24 protein-coding genes and 1 other annotated feature are annotated in these 23,119 nt (G+C 34.9%); of the genes, 21 read left to right on the forward strand and 3 right to left on the reverse strand.

The genetic code is table 11. The annotated features are described in order from the left end of the window. Positions 1-6: 6 nt before the first annotated feature. The 7 genes from LACWKB10_RS06225 to LACWKB10_RS06255 all read left to right on the forward strand — a co-directional run bounded on the left by LACWKB10_RS06225 (position 7) and on the right by LACWKB10_RS06255 (position 5,734). Positions 7-645, forward strand: coding sequence for a nicotinate-nucleotide adenylyltransferase (locus LACWKB10_RS06225; protein WP_369792487.1), 639 nt, complete (start codon positions 7-9; stop codon positions 643-645). Next, positions 638-1,234, forward strand: a complete 597-nt coding sequence (yqeK, locus tag LACWKB10_RS06230) for a bis(5'-nucleosyl)-tetraphosphatase (symmetrical) YqeK (RefSeq protein ID WP_034980179.1) — start codon at positions 638-640, stop codon at positions 1,232-1,234. The genes LACWKB10_RS06225 and yqeK overlap by 8 nt, the downstream gene beginning before the upstream one ends. Before the next feature lie 9 nt (positions 1,235-1,243). After that, positions 1,244-1,591 carry a ribosome silencing factor gene (rsfS, locus tag LACWKB10_RS06235; protein ID WP_034980181.1) on the forward strand — a complete coding sequence of 116 codons (348 nt, stop codon included), beginning with the start codon at positions 1,244-1,246 and terminating at the stop codon, positions 1,589-1,591. A 6-nt stretch (positions 1,592-1,597) separates the two neighbouring features. Next, the gene (locus LACWKB10_RS06240) at positions 1,598-2,752 is read left to right on the forward strand and encodes a nucleotidyltransferase (RefSeq protein ID WP_034980183.1); all 1,155 of its coding nucleotides are present in this window, start codon (positions 1,598-1,600) and stop codon (positions 2,750-2,752) included. Continuing rightward, a complete protein-coding gene (locus LACWKB10_RS06245; protein WP_034980184.1) occupies positions 2,753-3,307 on the forward strand; it encodes a DUF177 domain-containing protein in 555 nt (184 codons plus the stop codon). It begins immediately after the preceding gene. A gap of 155 nt (positions 3,308-3,462) precedes the next feature. Then, positions 3,463-4,176 carry a response regulator transcription factor gene (locus tag LACWKB10_RS06250; RefSeq protein WP_034980187.1) on the forward strand — a complete coding sequence of 238 codons (714 nt, stop codon included), beginning with the start codon at positions 3,463-3,465 and terminating at the stop codon, positions 4,174-4,176. Next, the gene (locus LACWKB10_RS06255) at positions 4,154-5,734 is read left to right on the forward strand and encodes a HAMP domain-containing histidine kinase (RefSeq protein ID WP_152560569.1); all 1,581 of its coding nucleotides are present in this window, start codon (positions 4,154-4,156) and stop codon (positions 5,732-5,734) included. The genes LACWKB10_RS06250 and LACWKB10_RS06255 overlap by 23 nt, the downstream gene beginning before the upstream one ends. Positions 5,735-5,863: 129 nt before the next feature. Here LACWKB10_RS06255 and yidC read toward each other — a convergent pair whose 3' ends face one another. Beyond that, positions 5,864-6,829, reverse strand: coding sequence for a membrane protein insertase YidC (yidC, locus tag LACWKB10_RS06260; protein ID WP_034980190.1), 966 nt, complete (start codon positions 6,827-6,829; stop codon positions 5,864-5,866). A 33-nt stretch (positions 6,830-6,862) separates the two neighbouring features. Next, the gene (locus LACWKB10_RS06265; protein WP_052060314.1) at positions 6,863-7,195 is read right to left on the reverse strand and encodes an acylphosphatase; all 333 of its coding nucleotides are present in this window, start codon (positions 7,193-7,195) and stop codon (positions 6,863-6,865) included. Between the two features lie 92 nt (positions 7,196-7,287). On the opposite strand from LACWKB10_RS06265, the gene LACWKB10_RS06270 reads away from it, so the two are divergent. The 5 genes from LACWKB10_RS06270 (at position 7,288) to greA (ending at position 12,795) form a co-directional block, all read left to right on the forward strand. Further along, positions 7,288-8,058: an RNA methyltransferase gene (locus LACWKB10_RS06270; RefSeq protein WP_034980192.1), complete on the forward strand. Its 771-nt coding sequence runs from the start codon at positions 7,288-7,290 to the stop codon at positions 8,056-8,058. A gap of 78 nt (positions 8,059-8,136) precedes the next feature. Further along, a complete protein-coding gene (locus LACWKB10_RS06275) occupies positions 8,137-8,487 on the forward strand; it encodes a helix-turn-helix domain-containing protein (RefSeq protein ID WP_034980194.1) in 351 nt (116 codons plus the stop codon). A 48-nt stretch (positions 8,488-8,535) separates the two neighbouring features. Further along, positions 8,536-8,738 (forward strand) — a binding site (T-box leader). A 38-nt stretch (positions 8,739-8,776) separates the two neighbouring features. Beyond that, a complete protein-coding gene (gene pheS, locus LACWKB10_RS06280; protein WP_034980196.1) occupies positions 8,777-9,826 on the forward strand; it encodes a phenylalanine--tRNA ligase subunit alpha in 1,050 nt (349 codons plus the stop codon). Next, positions 9,826-12,243, forward strand: a complete 2,418-nt coding sequence (pheT, locus tag LACWKB10_RS06285) for a phenylalanine--tRNA ligase subunit beta (protein WP_034980197.1) — start codon at positions 9,826-9,828, stop codon at positions 12,241-12,243. The genes pheS and pheT overlap by 1 nt, the downstream gene beginning before the upstream one ends. Before the next feature lie 75 nt (positions 12,244-12,318). Then, positions 12,319-12,795 (forward strand): transcription elongation factor GreA, encoded by a 477-nt coding sequence (greA, locus tag LACWKB10_RS06290; protein WP_034980198.1) that lies wholly within the window; start codon positions 12,319-12,321, stop codon positions 12,793-12,795. Positions 12,796-12,904: 109 nt separating this feature from the next. Here the strand turns inward: greA and LACWKB10_RS06295 are convergent, their stop codons facing one another. Further along, positions 12,905-13,819 carry an N-acetylglucosamine kinase gene (locus LACWKB10_RS06295; RefSeq protein WP_034980199.1) on the reverse strand — a complete coding sequence of 305 codons (915 nt, stop codon included), beginning with the start codon at positions 13,817-13,819 and terminating at the stop codon, positions 12,905-12,907. Positions 13,820-14,099: 280 nt separating this feature from the next. Between LACWKB10_RS06295 and LACWKB10_RS06300 the strand changes: the two genes are divergently transcribed. The 9 genes from LACWKB10_RS06300 to glnA all read left to right on the forward strand — a co-directional run bounded on the left by LACWKB10_RS06300 (position 14,100) and on the right by glnA (position 22,100). Next, positions 14,100-16,127, forward strand: a complete 2,028-nt coding sequence (locus tag LACWKB10_RS06300) for a peptidoglycan D,D-transpeptidase FtsI family protein (RefSeq protein ID WP_369792488.1) — start codon at positions 14,100-14,102, stop codon at positions 16,125-16,127. 82 nt (positions 16,128-16,209) lie between these two features. Further along, positions 16,210-16,359, forward strand: a complete 150-nt coding sequence (gene rpmG, locus LACWKB10_RS10015; protein WP_081945351.1) for a 50S ribosomal protein L33 — start codon at positions 16,210-16,212, stop codon at positions 16,357-16,359. A gap of 53 nt (positions 16,360-16,412) precedes the next feature. Further along, positions 16,413-16,991, forward strand: a complete 579-nt coding sequence (locus tag LACWKB10_RS06305; protein ID WP_034980201.1) for a 5-formyltetrahydrofolate cyclo-ligase — start codon at positions 16,413-16,415, stop codon at positions 16,989-16,991. Between the two features lie 11 nt (positions 16,992-17,002). Next, positions 17,003-17,683 (forward strand): rhomboid family intramembrane serine protease, encoded by a 681-nt coding sequence (locus LACWKB10_RS06310; protein ID WP_034980202.1) that lies wholly within the window; start codon positions 17,003-17,005, stop codon positions 17,681-17,683. Then, complete coding sequence (locus tag LACWKB10_RS06315) at positions 17,683-17,901, forward strand: YqgQ family protein (RefSeq protein ID WP_034980203.1); 219 nt, start codon at positions 17,683-17,685, stop codon at positions 17,899-17,901. Before LACWKB10_RS06310 ends, LACWKB10_RS06315 begins: the two co-directional genes overlap by 1 nt. Before the next feature lie 54 nt (positions 17,902-17,955). Beyond that, entirely contained in the window at positions 17,956-18,360 is a 405-nt protein-coding gene (locus LACWKB10_RS06320; RefSeq protein WP_034980205.1) for a rhodanese-like domain-containing protein, read from the forward strand. A 67-nt stretch (positions 18,361-18,427) separates the two neighbouring features. After that, positions 18,428-19,348, forward strand: a complete 921-nt coding sequence (gene miaA / locus LACWKB10_RS06325; RefSeq protein ID WP_034980207.1) for a tRNA (adenosine(37)-N6)-dimethylallyltransferase MiaA — start codon at positions 18,428-18,430, stop codon at positions 19,346-19,348. After that, positions 19,341-20,591 (forward strand): methionine gamma-lyase family protein, encoded by a 1,251-nt coding sequence (locus LACWKB10_RS06330; RefSeq protein WP_034980209.1) that lies wholly within the window; start codon positions 19,341-19,343, stop codon positions 20,589-20,591. The genes miaA and LACWKB10_RS06330 overlap by 8 nt, the downstream gene beginning before the upstream one ends. A 171-nt stretch (positions 20,592-20,762) precedes the next feature. Further along, positions 20,763-22,100: a type I glutamate--ammonia ligase gene (glnA, locus tag LACWKB10_RS06335; RefSeq protein WP_034980211.1), complete on the forward strand. Its 1,338-nt coding sequence runs from the start codon at positions 20,763-20,765 to the stop codon at positions 22,098-22,100. Positions 22,101-23,119: the final 1,019 nt, after the last annotated feature.

Here is a 23,119-nt window from a genome sequence, read left to right on the forward strand (position 1 = left end):
ATAATGATTGCTATTGCTAAGAATTATCAAAAAACACCAACTGTTGAAGTAGCTGAAGAAAAAATAGAACACAAAAAAGGTCGTCAAATCGGTATTTTTGGTGGAACATTCAATCCAATTCATTTAGGTCATTTAATAGTAGCTGAACAAGTATTGACCAAACTTCATCTTGATGAAATTTGGTTTATTCCTACCAATGTTCCTCCATTAAAGGATGAGCCAGTGGTTTCTGCACAAGATCGTGCAAATATGCTTGAGTTAGGTACTCAGGATAATCCTCGTTTTCAAGTAAAATTATTCGAATTATATCGTGGAGGGGTTTCATATACAGTTGATACCTTAAGATATTTGCGTGAATCTCAACCCGAAAATCATTATTATTTGATCATGGGCAGTGATCAAGTTAATAATCTAGGTGAATGGAAAGAGCCTACTAAATTGGCTCAACTGGCAACTCTTGTTGGAGTTCAAAGGGCAGGATACCCCCAAAAAGCAAAATTACCAATGATTTGGGTTGATGTTCCTGCCATTGCAATTAGTTCCAGCCTTGTTAGACAAACAATTGCGATTGGGGGTTCAATCAGATACCTGGTACCTGATACAGTGAGAAATTATATTCAGAAAAAAGGCTTATATCATGAATGATTTATTTTTCAAAAAGACTTATTCGGTTCTATCTAGTGATGAAATTGTGTCTAAAGAAAAAAGTAATATGACTGAAGATCGTTTTGAGCATTGTATTGGAGTTAGCAAAACTGCTAAAAAATTAGCAGAGTTAAACCAATATGATGAAGATAAAGCCGCATTAGCTGGATTTATACATGATTATGCAAAACAAGTTTCAGTCGAGGAATATCGTGAAGTTATTAAAACCAAGGGCTTTGATCAAGATCTGTTAAATTGGAATCGAAGCATTTGGCATGGTATTGTAGGTATATATTTTATTCAGAGAGATCTGAAAATTAATGATTCAGAAATTTTAACGGCAGTACGCAGGCATACAACAGCTGACGTTGAAATGACAACTTTAGATAAAATTGTATTTATGGCTGATTATATTGAACCTGGCAGGTCATTTCCAGGAGTTGAAGAAGCGCGTAAAATAACTTATGCTAATCTTGATAAGGGAGTTGGCTATCAATTAGCACATACTCTTGAATTTTTAATTGAAAAAAGAAATAAAATCTATCCACGTACTTTAGACGCTTATAATGTTTGGGGTATTAAAGAATAAGGAGAAAAATTGACTAGTAAAGAAATATTGGCTTTTACTCTAAAGGCAATTAGTGATCGTCATGGAGAAGATACTGCAGCTTATGATATGCAGGGACATAGTATTTTAGCTGATTATTATGTTGTGACCAGTGCTGGTTCAAACAGACAATTACATGCTATAGCTAATGCTATCATTGATGAAGCTCACAAGGTTAATTATTATGATTATCGCGTTGAAGGCACGAGTGAATCAAATTGGCTTCTGCTTGATTTAGGCGATGTTGTTGTAAATGTTTTTACTGAAGATGCACGTGATTTTTACAATGTTGAAAAACTATGGGCTAACGGTAAAAGATTAGAATTAAAGGAAGATTAACTAACAATGAGTGTAGTAGGGATCATTGCAGAATACAATCCCTTCCATAGTGGGCATGAATTTTTAATGAATCAGGCTCGATATATTGCTGGCAGTGAAGACCCAATCATCGTAGTCATGTCTGGTAATTATGTTCAGCGTGGGGAAATGGCAATTATGGATAAATGGACTCGTACGCAGGCAGCACTTGAAAGTGGTGCTGATTTAGTACTTGAACTGCCATTTTCCACTTCCGTTGAACCAGCTGATTTGTTTGCACTTGGCAGTATAGATCAACTGGTCAAAGTTGGCGCAACTGACTTGATTTTTGGAGTTGAAGACGCTACACAAAATTATGCTTATTTAGGTAGTAAAATTGCTGAAATTCCACAAAGTCATATGGACTTTAATGATTATAGTCAAACTTATTCAACCCAATATAACCAAATGGTAGCAAGAGAAGTTGGTCATGAAGTTAGTGAGCCCAATGCGATTCTTGCTCTAGCCTATGCAGTTGCTAATCATAATTTGGGGACGCCTTTAGTTTTGCATCCTGTTAACCGAATTGGTGCTGGACATGATGACGTTTTGCAGAGTAATAAAGTTGTTCAAAGTGCAAGTGCAATACGAAATATGATTCTTCATAATGAAACTAATTATACATTGGAACAATGGTTGCCTAAAAAAGAGGTTCAGCTTTTATTCAAGCAAAAGAATTATCCAAATTGGAATTTGCTGTTTCCATTTTTAAAATATAGATTGGAATCTTCTTCAGTTTCTGAACTAAGAAGAATTTATCAAATGAGTGAAGGCCTTGAGTACAAAATGAAACATGAGATTCACGCTGCACAAACTTTTACAGAATTTTTACGAAGGGTAAAATCAAAGCGTTATACTTATTCTCGTTTGCGTCGTCTGAGCCTGTATACGCTCTTAAATGTAACTCAAGAAGACATGACTGGCAGCTTTAACCATGAATCGCTTCTACTTTTAGGCTATAGTAAATTAGGAAGAAAATATCTTAAAGGGATTAGAAAAAAACCATTCGCAGACATCATATCGAAGGTTGATCAAAAAAATACTAAAAGTGGGTCAATGAAATTACAATTACGTGTTGATCGTTTTTTTGAGCAACTTATGGGAGTTGATCAAAACTTTGGGCGACGTCCAGTGGAGGTCTAAATGTTAACTTTGAATTTTACTCAAATAAAAAATAGCAATGAACCTGTAACTCACATTGAATGTGAGGTCGAGTTGCAAGAAGAATTTATTAAGCGAAGTCATGGCTTAGTTTATCAAGTAAATAACGTGAATGTTTCAGGGGATGCATTTTACAATCAACCTTACGTTACCGGTATCTTTCACGTACAAGCCTGTTTAGTTGTTCCTTCCAGTCGTAGTTTAAAGCCTGTTGAGTTTACAGAAAATTTTCGTTTTAGCGAGAATTATACTGATACAGATGTAGCTAAAGAGGAAATCGATGAGAGTGACATCCCGATTGTGAAAGTAAAAAACGAAGTTATTAATTTGCAAAAAGCGATTGAAGACAACGTTTTATTAAATATCCCAACTACAATTTTGACTGAGGAAGAACGAGATCAAAATATTTATCCTGAAGGAAATGGTTGGGCTGTGATTTCTGAAGATGAATTTGATAAGAAAGAAAAGGAACAAATAAACCCTGCCTTTGCTAAATTAAAAGATTTATTTAAAGAAAATAATGAGAACCATAATTAGTTAAATAAGAATAATTAAATATCATTAGAAATCAGTATTATTAAAATGCTGGTTTTTAATCTTGTTTTAAAAGCATTTTTAAAGTATGCTTTACTTATTGACAAGAATACAAATTAAATTAACTGAAATCAAATTTTAAAAAAGGAAGATAAAAAATGGCAAGAATATTAATTGTTGAAGATGAAAAAAATTTAGCGCGCTTTGTTGAATTGGAATTAAAACATGAAAAATATGATACTGTTGTTGAAAGTAATGGTCGCAAGGCACTAGATTTGGCCTTAAAAGAAGATTTTGATGCGATTCTGCTAGATCTTATGCTTCCTGATCTTAATGGTTTAGAAATTGCCCGAAGAGTTCGTCAAGTTAAGAGTACACCGATCATTATGATGACTGCACGTGATTCTGTTATTGACCGCGTTTCTGGTCTTGATCATGGAGCTGATGATTATATTGTTAAGCCATTTGCAATTGAAGAGCTTTTGGCGCGCTTGCGTGCAGTTTTACGAAGAGTAAAAATTGAAAAAGACGCATCAGATGATTCTGTTGAAAAGAAAGTAGTAAAATTCAAGGATCTTACTATTGAGACAGCAAATAGAATTGTTCGCCGTGGAGATGGTAAAGCAGTTGACTTAACTAAACGTGAGTATAACCTGCTCATGACTTTGATTAAGAATAAAAACAACGTGGTTAGCCGTGATCAGTTGCTGGCAAAAATTTGGGGACCTGGTTCAAATATCGAAACAAACGTTGTTGAAGTCTATGTGCGTTATTTACGCAATAAAATTGACGTGCCTGGTAAACAATCATATATCAAAACGGTTCGTGGAACTGGCTACATGGTAAGAGATGAGGATGATGAAAAGAAGTAAAAAAAGATCCCAAAAAGAGACCAAACATTCATCGTTGGTATTGCGATGGGTTAGTATCGTTGCTCTGACGATTATGGTCTCTTTTATTGTATTTTCAGTAATAATATATTCGTTTGTAGGTCAGCAATCGATGGTCCAGCAAAAAGAAACATCGAATGAGATGGTAAGCAAGCTCAATAGTAGCCTGAACAGAATACCCAAAGAATTAGAAATTGCAAATGTTGTTCCGGCTTTAACACCATCTGCTAGAGAAGTATTAAAAGGCAATCCCCCGATCAGCTCTGACCAACATAACAGTGCATTTAACGATGACTTATTGTCTTCGTTAACAAATCCGGATTTGAGTGTAGTTGTTTATAATCTTAGAAAAGAAGATGTTTTTGATAATGGTGGCAAAATTATTCCTTTTAAGAATATAAAAGGTGACTATGAGATGACTCGTATTTTTAAGAATCATAAACAAGAACTGATTACTTATCAAAAAGTTAGAGCCGCTCATTCAGGAAAAGTTACAGGTTATATAGTTGTTGCAAATAAAATGACATATTATAACGGTTTAATGAAAGACCTGTTAAAGTGGATGGTAAGAATTTCTTTAATAGCTATCGTACTTTTTACACTGGTAGCTTATATAATTGTTCGTGACATTGTAAAGCCTGTGAAAGAAATGTCACGAGTTGCTTTAGAAGTTAATGATGATCCAAATAGTACTGCAAGAATCAGAGATTTCCACCGTCATGATGAATTGCAAGAACTAGCAGTTTCTTTTAATCAAATGTTAGATCGAATGCAACGCTATATTGATCAGCAAAAAGAATTCGTGGGTGATGTTTCTCATGAACTTCGCACTCCTGTTGCGGTAATTGAAGGTCATTTAAACATGCTTAAACGCTGGGGCAAGGATGATCCGGAGATTTTGGAAGAATCAATTGATGCTTCTTTACAAGAAGCTAAAAGAATGCAGCATTTAATTCAAGAAATGCTTGATTTAACGCGTGCGGAACAAATTAATGTACAGTACCCTAATGCTGTGACCAAAGTTTCTGAAGTTCTTAAACGGGTCGTTGGTGATATGTCGCTCGTTCATATGGATTTTGTTATCAGACTAGATATGGACGATTTACCTAGCGATACTGAAATCCAAATTTATCAGGGCCATTTGGAACAGTTACTTGTTATTCTAATTGATAATGGTATTAAATACTCTACAGATCGTAAGGAAATGAATGTTTCAGCAGGATTGTCGCAAGATGATGTGCATATTATAGTCCAGGATTTTGGTGAAGGTATTTCTAAAAAAGAACAAAGCAAAATTTTCAATAGGTTTTACAGAGTCGATAAAGCTAGAACTAGAGAAAAAGGTGGCAACGGTTTAGGTTTATCAATTGCTCAAAAGTTAGTTACCAGTTATCATGGGAAAATCAGTGTTGAATCTGTAGAAGGACAAGGAAGTCAGTTTATAATAGAATTTCCAGCACTTACAAAAGCTCAATCCCAAAAACTGCATAAACGTGAAGAAGTTGAAAAAGCAAAGAAAAATAAAAAAGAAACAAATTAAAAAAGACCTTTGTAAAGTCTATTGATTGGTTTGCTCAATCTAAAGATAAACAGACTTAAAAGGTCTTTTTACTTATCAACTTATATGTGGGCCTGAAAGTTGGACCACTTTTGGGACTCAATAAAACAACTAAGGTCGTCTTTGTTGCTTTCCTTTGTTGCGGTTACGTAAGTTTTCGTGCAACTGTTTTGTTTGCTCTGACTGAGCAGGAGAAGCCTTCTTAGCGTTAAGAAGCTCATCTACTTTTTCCTTTGTTACGACTTCTGTAATAGGTTCACGTTTTAATTCTTCGTCTACTTCTTTTTTAACTTTAGGCATAATGATATATGTTACTATCAACTGTTGAATAACGGAGAAAAAGTTTCCGGCAGCCCAATATAAAGCAACTGAACCAGAAACAGAGAGGCAGATGAAGAGCGTCATAATAGGATTCATGAGCATCATAGATTGCATCTGTTTCTTTTGCTCTTTAGGGATCCCTACCAATGAAAGGTAGCCTTGAGCAAAAGCAAAAATGGTAGCAAAAACTGTTACTGATATAGACCTGCTGCTTAATGAAATACCAAAGAATGACGAACTAGCCAAACTCTTTGAATACATTACAGCATCATAAATTCCGATCATAATCGGGAACTGGATAATTAACGGTAAGCAGCCCATTCCCCCAGTTAATGATAAATGATTTTTAGAATATAGTTCACGTTGCCAACCGGCTAAAGTCATTTGCTGATCTTGATTTAGATCTTTGCGTTTCATGGTATCTTGAATTAGCTTCATTTGCGGCTGCAGGCGTGCCATTTTTTCTTGTTGCGTAGTTGATTTCTTTTGTTGATTAAGCATTAATGGCAAGAGAATCATTCTAACTACAAAAGTCATTATGATAATAGCCCAGCCGGCTCCATTAGCTCCACCTATGAGGTTAGAAAAATAGAGCATTATATTTTGCATGGGTTTACCAATAAATTTATAGATTGACCCGTATATAAAACCAGTTGGTGGTTTATTTACCCCACCATTTTGTGCACAAGCAGTAACAAATAACATGACTGTTAAACAAACAGTAATTAATCCGATATATTTGCGAAATTTTTTCATTCAATTCACCCAATTATTATTTTTTGCCAATAACTAATATAATACATGAAAACCATTCATTTTGCTTACTTTTGTTAGTTTTTCTTTTTTAATATTTGAAATGCGAGCAAATTGCGAAATATTTTTGGGTAATTCAGCACAAAATTGATTGACTCGGCTTAATTCTGCCTGTAAAGTAATTGTGACTGTCCTGTCACTGTTATTACGAACATTGCCAGTCATTTTCATTTTTTGAGCAAGGGTTAATACGCTCCAACGAAAGCCCACACCCTGGACAATACCCGAAATGGTTAATTGCCAAGTTTCTCTTGAATCATCAGTTGGATCGCTTTTTCTTTCGCTCTTGTGTTTATTAAAAAATCCCATAATAATCCTTCCTAGTCCTACTTTCTTGATTTTAACATTTTATCAGCTTGAAATTAAAAATAATATTGATAAATACGAAAGAAGATACCTTAATGTCTAAAAAAATAAGTTCATTAAATAATAAATTGGTAAAAGAATTAATTAAATTGAAGCAGAAAAAATATCGCCAAGAAAATGGATTATACGTAATCGAAGGCTTTCATCTAGTCACTGAAGCTCTTAATGCAAACGAAAAGTACAAGTATCTTTTAGGCACTGAAGAAGCTTTAGCTAAGATTCAAGATATTTTTCCACACTTATTGACAAGTATGAATACTTTCGTAATTAACTCTTCTGTTGCTCATCATCTTGCCAGCACTAAAAATTCACAAGATATATTTATGGTTTTAAAAATTACTCAACCACAAAACTACCATTTTAATTTTGGCAAGTGGGTTTTGTTAGACCATCTGGCAGATCCCGGGAATGTTGGTACAATTATTAGGACAGCAGATGCAGCTGGATTTGATGGTGTTGTTTTATCACCTGAAAGTGTTGATATCTATAATCCTAAGACTCAGCGCGCAATGCAAGGAAGCCAATTTCATATCAAGTTAGTTGTTCAAGATTTGATTAATGTTATAAAAGAAATGCAGGACAATGCAATACCAATATATTCAAGCATGCTGGATCGAAATGCTAGGAAATTACAGGAGTTTGTAAAAGTACCACAGGTAGGGATTGTTATTGGCAATGAAGCACATGGTGTTACTTCAGAAATAGCAAAAATCTGTGATCATAAATTATATATTCCTATTAAAGGTAAAGCTGAATCATTGAATGCTGCAGTAGCAGCTGGAATTATCGTCTACTATTTCTCCTGACTGTTAATACTTGTTTTTAGTAAGTATATTTAATATAATAAACACAAAGTAGACACTTTCTTGTGGGAGGACAGTATCATGGCTCAAGGTATTAAGGACAAAAACTGTGCGGATTGTGGCGCTTCAAATTATGAATACTGCAAACATTTTATTAACGCATTTAAAATCATTGGTAAGAAGTGGAACGGTTTAATCATTAGTTCACTATGTGCCGGTGATTATATGCGCTTTAAAGATCTAGCACAGTGTGTGTTGCCTTGCTCTGACCGTGTTTTGGTCGAAAGATTGAAAGAATTAGAAAAAGAAAATATTGTCAATCGTTCAGTCGACAGTAGAACAAAAATCATTTCTTATAGCCTGACACAAAAAGGTGAAGAATTAAAACCTGTTTTTGACCAAATTCATGGCTGGGCAGATAAGTGGGTTTAAATTTATACATCCACTTGAAAGTTTTTAAAAAAAGATATATTCTATTAACTAATTACAAAGAGTAAGACTAGTAGCAGCATTCATTTAATCAGAGAGACTTTTTTATTGAGCTGAAAGAAAAGTCTAAACAGAACTGTGAATTTCATCTTACTAGTAGAATCTAATCCATTCCGGTATTCACCGTTATCGAAACATGAGTGTGGGCATTTTGTGTCCAAACTAGGGTGGTACCGCGAAGCTTCGTCCCTTTTGGGATGAAGCTTTTTTTTGATTTGAAAGGAAAAGTTTTATGGACTTATTTGACAGGTTAAAAGAACTGCGTGAAAAGGGTCTTGATGAGATCGATAAGGCTAAAAATGAAGAGAAGTTAAATGATGTTCGTGTTAAATTAACTGGTCGTAAAAGTGAATTGACAACTATTCTTCATTCCATGAAAGATATTGATCCAAGTGATAGACGTGAAGTCGGACAACGAGTTAATAAATTGCGTGATCTATTTAATGCCAAGCTGGATGATGCTAAAAATGAAATAGTAGCAACTTTAGTTGAAGATCAACTTGCTAAAGAAAAAATCGATGTTACTTTACCAGGTAGAGAAATGCATCTTGGTACAAAGCATCCAATCAATATTATTTTGGATGATCTCGAAAAATATTTTATTGGCATGGGTTATAAAGTTGTGCAAGGACCAGAGATTGAAACAGATCATTATTGTTTTGAAATGATGAATTTGCCAAAAGACCACCCAGCAAGAGACATGCAAGAAACCTTTTATATTGATTCTGAAGATTTATTACGTTCTCAGACTTCTGGTGACCAAGCTCGCGTATTGGAAAAACATGATTTTGCCAAGGGCCCTTTAAAGATGGTAGGACCAGGCAAAGTATATCGCCGTGATGACGATGATGCTACTCACTCACATCAGTTTATGCAAATGGAGGGTCTGGTAGTTGATAAAAACATTACGATGGGTGATTTAAAGGGAACCTTGGAATTAATGGCAAAGCATATTTTTGGTCAGGACCGCGAAACCCGTCTGCGTCCTAGTTACTTTCCTTTTACTGAGCCTTCTGTTGAAATGGATGTTTCCTGCTTTAACTGCAATGGCAAGGGTTGTTCAATTTGTAAATATACCGGCTGGATCGAAGTTTTAGGTGCTGGAATGGTTCATCCTAATGTTCTCGAAAATGCTGGAGTTAATTCAAATGTTTATGGTGGTTTTGCCTTTGGCGTGGGATTAGACCGTTTTGCCATTCTTAAATATGGTATTGATGATATTCGTGATTTCTATACTAACGATGTTCGCTTCTTAGAGCAATTCAGTAAGGAGGAAAGATAATGCTGGTTTCATATAGTTGGTTGAAGGATTTTATTGATTTAGACCAAGATCCTAAGGAGTTAGCTGAAAAAATAACACGTACAGGTATCGAAGTAGCCGGTGTCAAGCATCCTGAAGAGGGTATGAAACAGATAGTTGTTGGTCATATTCTTGACTGTGAACCAATTGCTGGCACACATCTGAATCTTACTCATGTTGATGTGGGAGAAGATGAACCTCATCAAATAGTCTGCGGTGCACCAAATGTTGCCGCTGGTGAGAATGTGGTGGTGGCTTTGCCAGGAGCTCGAATCGCTAATAACGTTAAAATTAAAAAAAGCAAATTACGTGGAAATGAATCAAATGGTATGATTTGTGGCTTACAAGAAATAGGATTTCCAGATAATTTGGTACCTGAAAAATATGCTAAGGGTATTTATATTTTTCCTGAAGATGCCGATATCAAACCAGGACAGTCCGCATTTGCTCCTTTGGGAATGGATGATTATATTTTTGACTTTGACATTACTCCGAATCGCGCTGATACCTTATCAATGGAAGGCTCTGCTTATGAAGTCGGTGCTATTACTGACACACCTGTCAGAGTTGAAGATATAACCCTTAAGGAAGACGGTCCAGATTGGACAAAAGACTTCACTGTAGATGTTGATCCTGAGCTTGCACCTAAGTTCTATTTACGCAAAATCAGTAATGTGAAAATAGGGGACAGTCCACTTTGGCTTCAAAGGAGGCTTTGGAATGCCGGCATTAGACCCATTAATAATGTTGTTGACGTAACAAATTATATTATGCTTTTGACCGGCCAGCCAATGCACAGTTATGATGCTCGTGCTTTTAAAACAAATAAGTTAGTGGTCAGAAAAGCTGAAAAGAACGAAAAATTGACACTTTTAAACAATAAAGAAGTTGATCTTGATCCTAATGACATTGTTATAACGAATGGTGAAGAAGTTGTGATGATGGCAGGAGTTATGGGCGGTCTTAATTCTGAGATTGAAGCTGATACCACTGACGTTTTGCTCGAGTCGGCTATTTTTGATTCAACTTTAATAAGAAAAGCGGCTTTGCGTCACGCTAACAGGACGGAAGCTTCTAGTCGTTATGAAAAAGGTGTTAACTGGGATGCAACAACTCGTGCATTAGATATGGTTGCTATGCTTTTACGTAATGATGCTTCTGGAAAAATAAATGAAGGTGTGATAACGGGAAGTAATGAAGAAAAGAAACCAGTTCGAATTAAAACAACGATTTCTTACATAAATAAAGTTTTGGGTACCGATATTTCTTCATCAGATATTTCTGCAATTTTTTCCCGTTTGAATTTCAAGGCAGAAATTAATAATGATGAACTAATTGTTGATGTGCCAGCACGGCGCTGGGATGTAGCTATTCCTGCTGATCTTGTTGAAGAAGTTGGACGTTTATATGGATATGATAATATCAAATCTACACAGCCAGTTTTAGCAGAAACACATGGTGGCTATTCTAAAAAAGAAGAAGCCATTAGACGCATTAAGAATATTGTTCAAGGGCAAGGTTTAATAGAAGCTATTTCTTATTCTCTAACTTCACTTGAAAAAGCGATTGGCTTTTCCCAAGAACCTAAGAGGCCAGTTGAGGTCCAGATGCCATTGAATTCAAACCGTTCAACTCTGAGACAAAACCTTATGACAGGTCTAGTAGATGCTGCAGCCTATAATATGGCTCGCAAGCAAAATCAACTGGCAATTTTTGAGCAAGGACGTGTCTATGATTTCGAAAATAATACTTATAATGAACATGAGCATTTAGCTGCACTATATAGTGGTAATGTTTATTTTGAAAACTGGCAAAACAATAATGAAAAAATTGATTTCTTTTATGTTAAAGGACAACTTACCAACTTGTTTTTAGCTTTGGGAATTGACGCGGAAGATGTTGAATACAAGGCTGAAGTAATTATGTATATGCATCCCACCAGAACTGCCGGTATATATGTTAAGAACAAATATGTTGGCATGATTGGTATGCTAGATCGCCCTGTCACTCAATCTAATAAAGCTATGAAAGATAGTGAAATTTATGGGTACGAGTTAAATCTCGATGTCATTATTCCACTAATTCTTAATCCGCACACCACAGCACAAACGGCACCAAAATTCCCTGCTGTTGAACGTGACCTCTCAATCTTAGTTGACCAGGAAATTACTAACCAAACTGTTGAAGATGTCATCAAAGAAAATGGTGGCAAGTATCTCCATGATTTGCGTATTATCGATGTATATCGTGGGTCTCATATCGCCGAGGATAAAAAGAGTTTTGCATATCGTCTGACTTTCCTAAATGAAAATGATACTTTAACCGATGCAATTGTTAACGAAGCAATAAATTCTATTGACTCAAGTCTCGAAAAGCAGCTTAAAGCAGAAATACGCTAATGGTTGACTTTAATCGTTAAAGTAATATCATAGATCTTTGCAAAAAGAAATTTAACTTTAAGGAGTGGAAATTTAATGCCTGAAAAATCTTATCCGATGACTGCTGAAGGAAAAGAAAAACTGGAAGCAGAATTAAAAAATCTAAAAGTCGTGAAGCGCCCTGAAGTGATTGAAAGAATTAAAGTTGCTCGTTCTTATGGTGACTTGTCCGAAAACTCTGAATATGACGCTGCCAAAGACGAACAGAGCCATTTAGAAGATCGTATTAGCGTTGTTGAAGAAATGCTTAAGTATGCTCATGTGGTTGACGCTAACTCTAGTGATCCAGATGAAGTTGCAGTGGGTAAAACAGTAACTTATACGGAAGTTGGTGAAGATGAGCCAGAAACATATACCATCGTTGGTAGTGATGAATCTGATCCGATGAATGGTAAGATTTCTAACGATTCGCCAATAGCCCAAGCAATTTTAGGCAAAAAAAAGGGTGAAACAGTAACTATATCAACACCTGGTGGTAAATTTGATGTAGTGATCAATAAAGTAGAGGAATAGTTAGCAGTCTTTACAAAAGTGTCTTGCTATTTTCGATAAAAAAAAGACCAGAGCATATGCGTTTTCTTAAAATGAAAAACGTAAAGTTCTGGTCTTTTTTATGGAAGATTTAGTGATTGGTGAAATAGCGGTAATCTTTGCTTTTATCAAAGGTTACACCGCGAGCATTCTCACCGTTAGAAATTGAAAATTGTGCGTCTGGATATTTTTCCCGGACTTTATCTTCAAGAAAATCTCGCAACATGTGATTGTTAGCGAGTACAGAGCCGGTTAATGCAATTTTCATTGGTTTAGGATCTTCATAACGATTCATGCCAATAATAATATCACGTGCAAGAAGTTCTGCTTGCTCCTTGATTACTGCTAATGCAAAAGGATTACCTTTATCAGCTAGTTGTGCTACATCAACGGCCATTGACGCAAAGTCAGCGTTTGCTGTCTTGTAAAATTTAGCTGTTGCATCATTGAGATTGTCAACTTTAAACAATTTATTAAACATTGAAATTAGTTCATTTTCTTCTCGTTTGTCCCAACTAAGTAAGGCAGACTTTAAAGCTGACAAAGCAATCGCGTATCCGGAACCTTCATCACCTAAAATAGAGCCATATCCTCCCGTTGTGATAATTCTGCCATTTTGTAAACCATTATAAACCGAACCAGTACCAGCGATCACTAAGCCACCATCTTCACCTTCAAGACCATTATAAAGAGCTAAAAGTGAATCGGTAATTGCTCTGGTCGGTAAGTTATTAGCTTTAGCTGAAATCTCAGCTGCTACTTCAGGTGCATGACCAACAACAGATAGGCCAGCTATTCCACATAAGATACGTTGGCAGTCACCATCGATTTCATCAATTAATTTATTTATAGCATTTGTAATATTGGTTATTGCACTGGCGTAGTTAGTGTTTACCTGACCTGGTCCAGCTTGTGCACGTGCAAGCTCATGACCTTTTAAGTCATAAGCAATTGCCATTGTATGGGTTCCGCCTGCGTCAACTCCAATTAGAAATTTAAGTGTCATAGTTCAATCTTCTTTCTTTTTTATATCCCACCAATATTTTATTACAAATAAATAATTTACAGAAGATTTTTTATGAAGTGTCTATAACTAGTTTATTAATTGCCATTTGTAACTTATCTATTAAAGATTTTTCAAAACGTTAACATCTCAATAGATTTGTCATCTAGTTTTTGCTAAAATTACACTAGTTTAGTGAGGTTGAGTCTAATTGAATTTTTTTAAGAAAAAACTGAAGACTAAAAATAATAATTCCAAAAAACAAGCTTCTACTCCAATAAGAATGAAGATAATTTTGGGGATTATTTTTGTCCTTTTTGCTACGTTAATTGGGCAACTGGCATATTTGCAAATAGGCTACGGTTCTCGTTTTAAGGCTGAAGTGCAAAAATCTAATTCTGCTGTAGTTTCCGGTCAAGTTCCTCGTGGGGTTATGTATGACAGCAAAGGACGCGTATTGGTAGGAAATAGAGCTAAGAATGCTATTACCTATACTAAAAGTGTTTCTACTACAAGTGAAGATATTTATTCAATTTCAAATTCTCTTAGTCAATATATTTCAATTAAAGACGAAAAACCGACACAGCAGCAAGTAATTGATTATTATTTGGCTAATAAAAATAATAGTGCTAAGGAAGCCGCTAAAGTTCCTAAATCAGTGAGAGCAACACAGGATGATAATTTAATTAATAAAAGAATCCAAGAGCAAGTTAGTGCTGAACATGTTAAATTAAGTGCACGTGAGAAAACAGCAGCTTTAATTTACAATAAGATTTCAGGGGCATATACTCTTTCTACCATTTATATTAAAAATAATCATCTGACTGATAAGGAAATTGCGGAAGTAGGCGAGCATCTTTCTGATTTGCCTGGTGTAGGAATTGGTACTGACTGGCAACGTTCTTATCCTAATGGTTCATCAATTCGCAGCATTATTGGTTCCGTATCAACTGAAAAAGCTGGCTTGCCTAGTGATAATTTACAATATTATTTAACTAACGGCTATTCTAGGAATGATCGAGTCGGTACATCATATTTAGAAGAAAAATATGAACCATTGCTTAAGGGAACGAAAGCTACAAGTAAAGTTTGGACTAAAAATTCAGGCGATATTGAACAATCGAAATCGGTTTATTCTGGTCAAGCTGGTGCAAGCTTGGTTTTAACGCTTGATGCTAAATATCAAAAAGAAGTTCAAAGTTCATTAGAAAATATCTATGCGGCAGCTGTTGGTTCAGGGGCGGCTCGCTATTCAAATGGAGCTTATGCTGTTGCCATGAATCCTAAAACTGGTGCTATTTTAGCTATTGCTGGTATTAGTCGTGACCCAAAGAAGAATAAAACTACTAATAACGCATTAGGAATAATTAATCAGTCTTTTGTAATGGGGTCAGCTGTTAAAGGCGCAATGGTAGGTGGAGGATTAATTAATAAGGTAATTACTCCCACAAATAATGTAATGCCTGATACACCAGTTTACTTGCCCAGTACTCCTGTTAAAAAGTCTGTTTATCCAATAGGTACTTTTGGAGCCCTTGATGCAGAAACGGCACTTGAAGTTTCAAGTAATATTTACATGATGCATTTAGCAATGAAATGGGTTAAAGCTTCATATGTTCCTAAAACAAAAATTTATATGCCACAAACGGCGTTTGAACCTTTACGACATAATTTTAATATGTTTGGATTAGGTCAAAAAACTGGCATTGACTTACCGGGAGAAATTTCCGGAATTCAGGGCAAATCATTTAATGATCAAGGATTGGTTCTTTCAGGTTCTGTGTTAGACCTGTCTTATGGTAACTATGATGCTTATACTTTAATTCAAATGGTTCAGTACGTTTCTACTATTGCAAATGGTGGCTATAGAATGCAGCCTTATGTGGTGCAGTCAATTGGACGAACTTCAAATAACGGGAAAAAAGTTTATGTAGATTATAATAAAAAGCCAGAAGTTCAGTTACGTATACCCTGGACATCAGATGAGCTGAATATTGTCAGACAAGGCTTTTGGCGCGTTGTTCATGGTACAAATTCTTGGGGTACAGCGCATAAACTAAAAAATGTAAAACCTTCTATTTCCGGCAAATCAGGAACTGCTCAAACATTTTATTACGATCCTGATAATCCTAACCAAAAAAATCCGCCTGAGCTGGTTAATGCTACTTTTGTTGGCTATGCGCCATCAAATAATCCTGAAATAGCAACAGCGGTAATATTTCCTGGACTTGATCCTGAACATGAGGGTTCATATACGCTACAAATGACTAAAGCAATGGTGCAGGATTACTTTAAATTACATAAAAAATAGAATTTTATGAATATTACTGGTAATAATAAAGGAAAAATGCTAAGATAATACAGTCAGAATAAAAGCGTAGGTGGTGAAAGAAATGGCAGATAACATCATTTTGGAATGCACCGAATGTGGCGATAGAAGTTACTTATCTAAGAAAAACAAGCGTAAGCATCCGGAACGTTTAAGTTTGAAGAAGTATTGCCCAGTCGAAAGACATACTACTCTTCATCGTGAAACTAAGTAATTAACCAATATGGCAGGAGCCTATGCTCCTGCTATTTTTTATATGGAAGAATCATGACAAAATCAAAAAAAGAAATTAGAAAACAACAAGTAGAAAAACTAAGCAATTTTGCGGAAACGTCTCTAAAAAGCACTGAAGATCAGACCCTGCTTAAAAATATTTTGAATTCTGATTTACTTAGCAACTGTCAAAGCGTAGGGATAACATCTTCTCTAACTTATGAGGTAGATACTTCAGGACTAATTGCACAGTTATGGGATCTAGGAAAGGATGTTTATTTAGCTCGTGCTAACGATAACAGTGAACGTTCCCAAGATTTTATTTATTATAGTTACATGACTAAGTTAACTAAGTCGAAATTTGGTGTTGAAGAAGTAAGTGAACCGGATGCTCAGATTAATAATGATCTTGACTTAATTATTGTGCCCGGATTAGCTTTTGCTTTGGATTCGCATCAACGTTTAGGATTTGGCGGTGGTTATTATGATCGCTTTTTGGCAAAACATCTTAGTTCAAAGACGGTAGCTTTGGTCAATTCAAAGATGATTTTTAAAACTGCAGCGTGGAAAATAGAAGCAACTGACGTTCCAATTCAAACAATTATCACTCCTGAATCAATTTTATCGAAATAACTGAGGCTATTATGAACCAGCGACAAAACCTGAAAAATTGTTATATAACTATCAGTATTCTAGTTATTCTTTTTTTAGTCTTTTTAATTGAAACTGCAATAGGTGGCTCCGAAAATATCTACGTTTTAATGAAATTGGGAGCAATGAAAAATGATGCTATTGTTATAGGTAACCAGTGGTGGCGTTTGTTTACCGCACAATTCCTTCATATTGGAATTATGCACTTAATATCAAATGCAGTGATGATCTATTATCTGGGAGTTTATATGGAAACAATAATAGGTCATTGGCGTTTTTTAGTTATCTATTTGCTTTCAGGCATTGGCGGAAATCTCTTAAGCCTGGCTTGGGGAAACGATAACGCAATTAGTGCTGGTGCTTCAACTGCTTTGTTTGGACTTTTTGGTGCAATGACTGCTGTTGCATTGCAAAATCGTGCTAATCCGATTCTTGTTTATTTAGGTAGGCAGTCATTTTGGCTGGCACTGATTAATATTGTTCTTGATCTTTTTGCTCCTAATATCGATATTCCAGGACATATAGGTGGGTTTATAACCGGATTTTTAATTGCTGTAATTTTGGGTGAAAAAAACTTAAGAAAGTATTCAATGAAAATGCGTGTTGTTGCAGTATGTGCTTTGATAATTTATTGTGTGGCAGCTATCAGAATGGGTATGGTAATCAACTTATAATGAAAACTCTGTATGATGTACAACAGCTTTTGGAAAAATACGGCATTTTTGTCCATGTAGGAAAGAGAATATGGGACATTGAGCTAATGGCTCTTGAACTAGATAACATCAACCGTTCACATTTAATCGATAAGCATGATTATTTAGTTGCAAAAATAATACTGCGTCGCGAATATGAATATGAAGAACGCAGAAATAAAAATAAGCATGGCTCTTAAGCTACATTAAGAGTATATTGTTTTTAGAAACTTTTAGTAGGAGAAATACAATTTATGTCAACTTTTTTAGTTATTCTAGATGCGGTTTTAATTATAATAATTTTAGCCTTCGTTGCAGTTTGGTTATGGAATAAAATACAGACTAAGCGCTTGGGCGGTGGAGACTTGTCTAATGATGAATTTAATAAGGGAATGCGTAAAGCACAGGTTGTAGATTTACGTGAAAAAGAACCTTTCAAAAGAAAACATATTGATGGTGCCAGAAACTTACCTTATACAATGCTTAAGTATCAATATACTGAATTAAGGTCCGATCTTCCGGTTTACTTATACTCTGATTCATTATCAGTTACCCTGCGAGCTGCCAGATTTCTACAGAAAAAGAACTTTTCATCTATTAAATGGTTAAAAAATGGCTTTGATGAATGGAATGGTCGTACTAAGAAGTCCAAATATTAAATAGAAAACATGTTTGTTAATTTTTCAAACGTGTTTTTTCTATATTATTATTGAATGAGGGAAAAAGATGCAAAAAGTTTTGGCAATAGTGGGACCAACGGCAATTGGAAAAACTTCTTTGGCAATTCAGCTCGCTCAAAAAGTAAATGCTGAAATTATTTCGGGTGATTCAATGCAGGTTTATAAAGAGGTGGCTATTGGAACAGCTAAAGCAACTCCAGCCGAGCAAACCGCTATTCAGCATTATCTTGTTGATACTCAATCAGTTTTTGAGCCATATTCTGTGATAGATTTTATTGAGCAGGCGGAAAAAGCTATTGAGCAAATCACTGCCAAAGGTAAGCTGCCACTTTTAGTAGGTGGTACTGGTTTTTATGTTAATGCACTTTTAAACAAAATGAAATTAGGAGAACCATCTCGCCAAGAATCGGTGACAACGAAAAATTGGGAAAACTTTTTGCAGGTACATGGTAAAAATGAATTGTGGACAGAATTAGACAAGCGAGATCCAGAAGCAGCTCAAAAAATTCCATCAAATAACTCTCGCCGTGTTTTACGGGCGCTGACAGTAATTGAACGTACAGGAAAAAAGTTTTCACAACAGCAAAAAAAAATAGAGGCAAGATATGATTACCTCATTATTGGTCTCAATTCAGATCGTGCTAAAATTTACCGTAGAATTGATTTGCGTGTTGATCAGATGATGGAACAAGGATTGCTTGAAGAAGCAAAATTTATTTATCAAAATCGTGCTCAAGAATATACAATCCTGCAGGCTATTGGTTATAAAGAGTTTTTTCCTTATTTTGCAAAACAAGATAATCTTGAAAATTGCGTTTCAAATTTAAAAACAGCTTCAAGAAGATATGCTAAGAGGCAGCTGACATATTTTCGTCATCAATTACCTGTCACTTGGTTTGATCCACTTAAAGATCCGAATTGTTTAAATAAAATTACACAGAAAGTTGAGGTTTGGTTAAATGAATAACTGGCCAAAAGAATTAAATGAAATAGTTACAGAGACTGACAAGAAGATAGCGCCCCAATTAGCAAAAATTGATCAAAATATTCTATTTAATCAAAATAAAGTTTTACAAGCTTTTAAAGACAAAGCTGTTGCTGAATCCGATTTAATTGGTAGTACTGGATATGGGTCTGATGACAGCGGGCGAGATAAGTTAGATCGTATTTACGCACAGATATTTAACACCGAAGATGCCTTAGTCCGCTCGCAGTTTGTTTCTGGTACTCATACTTTGGCTACTGCAATGGCAGGAAATTTGCTCCCAGGTGATGAACTAACCTATTTAACTGGTATGCCTTACGATACATTACAACAAGTTATTGGAATTGCCGGTAATGGTCGTGGTAGCTTGAAACAATATGGTGTTAAGTTTTCTCACGTTGATTTGTTATCTGATGGCAGTGTTGATTTTGATTCAGCACGAAAGCTGTTAAAAGAACATCAACCTAAAATGGTTGTCATTCAGCGTTCACGAGGCTACAATACCAGACCGAGTTTTACGGTGGAAAAAATCAAGCCAATGATTAAAATGATCAGGGAAGTTTCGCCGAAAAGTATAGTTTTTGTTGATAACTGTTACGGAGAATTTTCCGAGCAACATGAACCTACTGAATATGGTGCTGATATAATGGCTGGTTCATTAATTAAGAATGCTGGTGGTGGACTGGCAAAAGTAGGTGGTTATGTTGTTGGTAAGCACGAACTAATTGAAAATACTGCGGCAAGGCTTACCGCCGGTGGTATTGGTCGCGAAGAAGGAGCCAGTTTAAATAATAATCTTGATTATTTTGAGGGTCTTTTTGTGTCACCAAGTGTTACCGGAAATGCTATTAAAGGTGCAATATACTCATCAGCTTTATTAGAAAAGATGGGATTAGAAGTTTCTCCTAAATGGAATGAAAACAGAACTGACTTAATTCAAACAGTGATTTTTCATGATAAAGACAAAATGATCAGATTTGCCAAAACTTTACAGGAAAACTCACCAATTAATTCATTTGTTGATCCTATACCAAGTAATGATACGGGATATGAAGATCAAGTGATTATGGCTGACGGCTCATTCATTGAAGGAGCAAGCATCGAATTTTCAGGAGATGGTCCAATTAGACCACCTTATGCTTTATATATGCAAGGTGGACTGACCTATGCTCATGTGAAAATAGCGATTACTAATGCAGTCAATGAATTATTTTTTCAAAAATAATTAAAGATATTTATAAATGTAAAGTAAAAGTTTCGTAAAGTTTTGATATTTTTTGTTAGACCACTTTACAAGTTTTTAATCATTTGCTAATCTTAAGTCTAGTTCTAAACAAGAATAAATTTTCTGGTTTAGACTGTACCAATTATTGTTTGATTTTTTAGGTGGAGAAGCATGACAAAGAAAATTTCAGCAGATGACATAAGAAAAAGTGTCAAAGAAGAAGATGTCAGATTTATTAGACTGGCTTTCACAGATATTAATGGAACACTAAAAGCAGTTGAAGTTCCAAATAGTCAGTTAGACAAGGTTTTAGAAAATGACGTGCGCTTTGATGGTTCTTCAATTGACGGATTTGTTCGTTTGGAAGAAAGTGATATGATATTATATCCTGATTTTTCTACTTGGTCCGTTTTGCCTTGGGATGACAGCACAGGTGGTAAGATCGGCTGTTTAACCTGTTCTGTTCATAATACAGATGGTGAGCCATTTTCAGGTGATCCACGAAATAACCTAAAAAGAGTTATTGGCCAAATGAAAGACTTGGGATTTACTGCTTTTGATATCGGTTTTGAAGCCGAATTTCATTTACTAAAGCTTGATGAAAACGGTAATTGGACTACTCAAGTTCCAGATCATGCATCATATTTTGATTTAACTTCGAATGATGAAAGTGCAAGTTGCCGCCGAGATATTGTTGAAACCTTGGAAAGCATTGGTTTTGAAGTTGAAGCCGCTCACCACGAAGTAGGAGATGGCCAACAGGAAATTGATTTTAGATTTGATGATGCCCTGACAACTGCTGATCGCGTGCAAATGTTTAAAATGATTGTACGTGAAATAGCTAAGAAACATGGTTTGTTTGCTACATTCATGGCAAAGCCTTTACAAGGTCAAGCTGGTAACGGGATGCATACCAATATGTCTTTGTTCAAAGGCAATAAAAATGCGTTTTATGATAAAAATAATAAATATCATTTATCCAAAACTGCTTTGTACTTTTTAAATGGTATTCTAGAGCATGCTCGCGCAATTACAGCAGTTGGCAACCCGACTGTTAACTCATACAAGCGTTTAATTCCCGGTTTTGAAGCTCCAGTATATATTTCTTGGGCTTCAAAGAATCGTTCTCCTATGGTTAGAGTACCTTCAGCTGGAGAATTAAATACTCGACTTGAGATGCGTTCTGCTGATCCAACTGCTAACCCATATTTGCTTTTAGCTGCATGCCTAAGTGCAGGAATGGCTGGAATTAAAGAAGAAAAAATGCCTATGGATCCAGTAACTTGCAATTTGTTTGATTTAAGTGAAGATCAACTTAATGAAATGGGAATCAAACCACTTCCTTCAACGTTGCACAATGCATTAAAAGCTTTTAAGAAGGATAAACTAATTCAAGATGCTTTAGGTGAGCATTTAACCCAGAGCTTTATTGATTCTAAAGAATTAGAATGGTCTCAATATACTCAAACTGTTTCTGACTGGGAAAGAAATCGTTATATGGGTTACTAAACCGATCTGGTTAATTTACTCTTTTTACAAGTGTTTAATGGATTTTAAAATAATTTTGATGTCAAGCTGTAAATCAGCTTGACATTTTAATTTTAGAAACGTTTTTAACATAGCCCAATTCGTCATTAGTTACTTTTTTACTCAGATCAAATAATTAATTTTCTCTTAAAACAAATATAAGCAATACTTCTTTTGGCTACAAAAAGTGATTAAATTTTAAAACAGATGAAAAAGTTGAAAAGAAAATAGAACAAAAGGTTATAAAGGATCGCTTTTTAATTAGAGCTATTGATAAATTAGGTTTAAAGAAAGTTGTTACGGAGCGCAATGACTTAAGAGCTGAGGGAGCCTATAGTAGTAATAAGAATCATTCATCTTGATACTAAATTCTTACAATTTTAAATGTATATTTTTTTCTGTTATCTGCTAAGATGTGCTATCTTTACCAAATGTTGTCTTTTCTGCTCACAATGTAGCTATAATTATATTATGGTTTTATATCTTAATAGTATCGAAAGAAAATTAAGTTGAAATGTGTTTATTTTCAATTTGAAGACCAAACGAATAAGTAAGACGGCAGAGAATGATCTTAGCGTCACAAATAAATATAAGCAAGATTTCAGGGACTATTAATTTCATACAATATTCAAGAAAGAATAATTATAATTATTCTTTCTTGAATTTGGTAAATGTATGAATTAATTTTGATATGTTAAAAAGCTAACTATATTCTATTTAATAACAAAATATAAATTTGGTAAGTTGTTGCTAAGTAGAGATTTTTAAAATTTTATTTCCAAATTAATGTAAATAAAATAATAGTTAACAGGTTATATAGATCGCTGCTCATACTTTCATTAAAAGAAATAGTATTTTAATTTCTATAATTAAGCATAATATTATTACTGTTATATGTAAAAAATATCTGTAATTAAATTATTATAAAATACATTCTATATTTACAGATGTTTTGCAATCATAATAAAGTGTGTTATTTAAATTTAAATTATATATATTTA

This window comes from Lactobacillus sp. wkB10, from assembly GCF_000760615.1.
Lineage (GTDB): Bacteria > Bacillota > Bacilli > Lactobacillales > Lactobacillaceae > Lactobacillus > Lactobacillus huangpiensis.

Excerpts from the sequence above, each read along its gene's own strand:
- yqeK (WP_034980179.1), top strand. The coding sequence starts at position 638 with ATGAATGATTTATTTTTCAAAAAGACTTATTCGGTTCTATCTAGTGAT.
- LACWKB10_RS06240 (WP_034980183.1), top strand. The coding sequence starts at position 1,598 with ATGAGTGTAGTAGGGATCATTGCAGAATACAATCCCTTCCATAGTGGG.
- LACWKB10_RS06245 (WP_034980184.1), top strand. The coding sequence starts at position 2,753 with ATGTTAACTTTGAATTTTACTCAAATAAAAAATAGCAATGAACCTGTA.
- LACWKB10_RS06250 (WP_034980187.1), top strand. The coding sequence starts at position 3,463 with ATGGCAAGAATATTAATTGTTGAAGATGAAAAAAATTTAGCGCGCTTT.
- LACWKB10_RS06255 (WP_152560569.1), top strand. The coding sequence starts at position 4,154 with ATGAGGATGATGAAAAGAAGTAAAAAAAGATCCCAAAAAGAGACCAAA.
- yidC (WP_034980190.1), bottom strand. The coding sequence starts at position 6,829 with ATGAAAAAATTTCGCAAATATATCGGATTAATTACTGTTTGTTTAACA.
- LACWKB10_RS06265 (WP_052060314.1), bottom strand. The coding sequence starts at position 7,195 with ATGGGATTTTTTAATAAACACAAGAGCGAAAGAAAAAGCGATCCAACT.
- LACWKB10_RS06270 (WP_034980192.1), top strand. The coding sequence starts at position 7,288 with ATGTCTAAAAAAATAAGTTCATTAAATAATAAATTGGTAAAAGAATTA.
- LACWKB10_RS06275 (WP_034980194.1), top strand. The coding sequence starts at position 8,137 with ATGGCTCAAGGTATTAAGGACAAAAACTGTGCGGATTGTGGCGCTTCA.
- pheS (WP_034980196.1), top strand. The coding sequence starts at position 8,777 with ATGGACTTATTTGACAGGTTAAAAGAACTGCGTGAAAAGGGTCTTGAT.
- pheT (WP_034980197.1), top strand. The coding sequence starts at position 9,826 with ATGCTGGTTTCATATAGTTGGTTGAAGGATTTTATTGATTTAGACCAA.
- greA (WP_034980198.1), top strand. The coding sequence starts at position 12,319 with ATGCCTGAAAAATCTTATCCGATGACTGCTGAAGGAAAAGAAAAACTG.
- LACWKB10_RS06295 (WP_034980199.1), bottom strand. The coding sequence starts at position 13,819 with ATGACACTTAAATTTCTAATTGGAGTTGACGCAGGCGGAACCCATACA.
- LACWKB10_RS06300 (WP_369792488.1), top strand. The coding sequence starts at position 14,100 with ATGAAGATAATTTTGGGGATTATTTTTGTCCTTTTTGCTACGTTAATT.
- rpmG (WP_081945351.1), top strand. The coding sequence starts at position 16,210 with ATGGCAGATAACATCATTTTGGAATGCACCGAATGTGGCGATAGAAGT.
- LACWKB10_RS06305 (WP_034980201.1), top strand. The coding sequence starts at position 16,413 with ATGACAAAATCAAAAAAAGAAATTAGAAAACAACAAGTAGAAAAACTA.
- LACWKB10_RS06310 (WP_034980202.1), top strand. The coding sequence starts at position 17,003 with ATGAACCAGCGACAAAACCTGAAAAATTGTTATATAACTATCAGTATT.
- LACWKB10_RS06315 (WP_034980203.1), top strand. The coding sequence starts at position 17,683 with ATGAAAACTCTGTATGATGTACAACAGCTTTTGGAAAAATACGGCATT.
- LACWKB10_RS06320 (WP_034980205.1), top strand. The coding sequence starts at position 17,956 with ATGTCAACTTTTTTAGTTATTCTAGATGCGGTTTTAATTATAATAATT.
- miaA (WP_034980207.1), top strand. The coding sequence starts at position 18,428 with ATGCAAAAAGTTTTGGCAATAGTGGGACCAACGGCAATTGGAAAAACT.
- LACWKB10_RS06330 (WP_034980209.1), top strand. The coding sequence starts at position 19,341 with ATGAATAACTGGCCAAAAGAATTAAATGAAATAGTTACAGAGACTGAC.
- glnA (WP_034980211.1), top strand. The coding sequence starts at position 20,763 with ATGACAAAGAAAATTTCAGCAGATGACATAAGAAAAAGTGTCAAAGAA.